The following is a 2,509-nucleotide window of genomic DNA, read 5'->3' on the forward strand; positions in this document are numbered from 1 at the left end:
GCCAAGGAATCAAAGTACAGGCCAACCAGGGTGCAGTCACCGTACAGGCACAGAACGACGAATTGCAACTGAATGCGCTGAAAGACGCAACGTTAACCAGCAGCGCAGGGAAAATCACCATTGCGGCGAAGGAAGAGATACTGATTACCTGCAAAGGGGCGTATATCAAACTGAGTAACGGAGAAGTTGAGATCGGGAGTCCGAAGGTGGTGCGGGTGAGGGCGCCGTTGGTGGTGGGTGGGGCGAATGCATATTCTTATCCTATGAAACCATTTACTCGGGCATATAATGTTCAATTTAAAATGCAGGATGAAAGTGGAAATATATATGCAAGAAAAAAATACCTTGCATTTAGAGAAGACGGTTCAACAACAACCGGAATAACGGATGAAAATGGTTTTACCGAAGTTTTTTTCAGCGACAAATCCGAAAACGTTTCTATTCATTTATTGGAAGATAGCTATGAGCACTAGAAGAGTCTATGCAAGATTAAAAATTGAAACTAATGCAGGTATAAAAATTACACATTTGCATTACTCCCTTAAACTTACTCATCCCAAAACTAAAGATATTCAAATAATTTCTCCTAATCGGCTACAAAGTTTTTCTACAACGCTGCAATCTAAGGAGCATTTTTGGGATATTGAGAGACCAAATCATAAAGAAAAATATCTAGGATATTTTGATAAAGCGTTTACTGATGCGGAATTTGAAGATTATCTAAAACAATTCAAAGCGGTATTTACCCTTTATTTAAATGATCAGCCACTTGGAGTAAATTTTTCTTTTCCAGTCTCATTAGAGAGCGGAAGAACAATTATAGGCAGGTGGAAAATGTCAGCGGCACAGACTCAGCAAGTTAAAACGGTGGAAGAGCAAAAGTTTGGCTGCTTACACACTAATGAAGGAGCTCATGCTATTGCACATTATATTGCTGAGGAGATGAATAAAAATATCAGGCACCCTATTACGAAGGAACTGCAATCACTAAATGCAATGGCGACAAACCCATTAAGTACTAAAGAAATTATATTAAATGGATCTCATGCGCTCAGTATTCTCATGGGGAGAAAAGCAACTTTAAATTCAAAAGCGTATTTGTTATTTCAAGAGCAAATAGATTACGATAAACCATGGGATCATAAGCCAAAAATCGCAGCAAATCATGAGTTTAGGGTATTATCTTTAGATGGAAACCAAAGGAAAGAAGGGCACTATCATCGTTATAAGGATTTTGATTATTTTTACGATGTATGGTCAAATATTCATTATGGTTTCATTGGTAGGGTATGTGGATTTACTGAAGAGGAATTAAATTATGGTGCGGGGGCAGCTCAATTAATGCAGGATTATAAAGGGAAAGCAGTAGCTTGGCAGGAGCTTATGCTGAGATTTTGGTCGGGTAATTCTAAACAATGGGATAACCCTGAAGATCAAGTTACTATTGAATTGGGATATGTAATGTATAACGAATATATGAAAGGTATTAAGCCGAAAAAGGAACGGATTTTACAACTGTTAGATCTGACAGATAAGGCTAAATTAAAAGGTGCGAAAGCATTACATAAAGAAAATTGTCATAAGGGTAATTGGATAAAGCCAAAACAAGATGATAGGAAATAAATATTAAAGAAAGTTAAAAAAATGAGTAAAAAAATCTTATTTTTTATAGTTTCTTCCCCTTTTATTGTTTTAGCATTACTATTATCTTATGTTTGGATTAGCACATCTGGAAAAGAGTTATGGTGCAAGAGATTTCTTTCTGAACATAAAGAGTGGATGCTAATTGGGAATGGTGATAAGTATTCATGTGAAAATAAGAATGTACGCCATATTAAAGTACATAATCAGAATGATTATCCAATTGAAGTGCACTATTATTATGACTACCCTTCTAATGGAGATGCAAAATACGAATACTACATGACAAAAAGAATTATGCGACAAAATATAGAAATTCCAAAAAATTCAACATTGGTTTTCAAAATGATGACTAATGATCTTCTGCATATAGTATTTTTTAGTGTAACGGAACATAGAGAAATGAATACTGAATGGTTCGAATTTGTACATGAGTATTCATTTTATGGAGAAGATATAAGCGCACCGGACAGAAATGTTGTTTGTTTTAGTAAATCTAGGGAAGAATATCCAATTTGCAAAGAAGCTAAGGAAATTTGTCAAATCAGATTAGATATAAGTGGAGAAAATGTGGAAAAAAACGAATTACTATGGGAAATAAAAACCTTTGCTTGCAATTATAAGAGATAGATTAGTTATGCCGGTTCGGACGACCCTCCTGCGAAACAATGGCAGGGCATCATCACTTCGTGCAAGAAGCTGTCCGTCTCCAAGGATGAAACCGTTTACCGCTTTGTTTTAGAGCCGCGCTTCGCGGCTTTAAAACATTTCCAAACCGTCCCCGATATCGCTGCCGCCATCTTCAAGCACCACGGCTTCTCCGGTGTCGACTACCGATTCCAAAAAAGCCGCAGCTACACCGTCCGCG

General features: G+C 36.9%; 3 protein-coding genes. All 3 read left to right on the forward strand.

The genetic code is table 11. The annotated features are described in order from the left end of the window. Positions 1-473, forward strand: a 473-nt coding sequence (locus ACTHSL_RS12355; RefSeq protein WP_440381626.1) for a DUF2345 domain-containing protein, incomplete at its 5' end; no start/stop codon positions are given. Continuing rightward, entirely contained in the window at positions 463-1,623 is a 1,161-nt protein-coding gene (locus ACTHSL_RS12360) for a polymorphic toxin type 44 domain-containing protein (RefSeq protein ID WP_440381627.1), read from the forward strand. The genes ACTHSL_RS12355 and ACTHSL_RS12360, both read left to right, overlap by 11 nt. 21 nt (positions 1,624-1,644) lie before the next feature. Beyond that, positions 1,645-2,271: a hypothetical protein gene (locus ACTHSL_RS12365; protein WP_440381628.1), complete on the forward strand. Its 627-nt coding sequence runs from the start codon at positions 1,645-1,647 to the stop codon at positions 2,269-2,271. The last annotated feature ends 238 nt before the right edge of the window (positions 2,272-2,509 follow it).

The organism is Neisseria sp. P0008.S010 (genome assembly GCF_051962715.1).
Lineage (GTDB): Bacteria > Pseudomonadota > Gammaproteobacteria > Burkholderiales > Neisseriaceae > Neisseria > Neisseria elongata.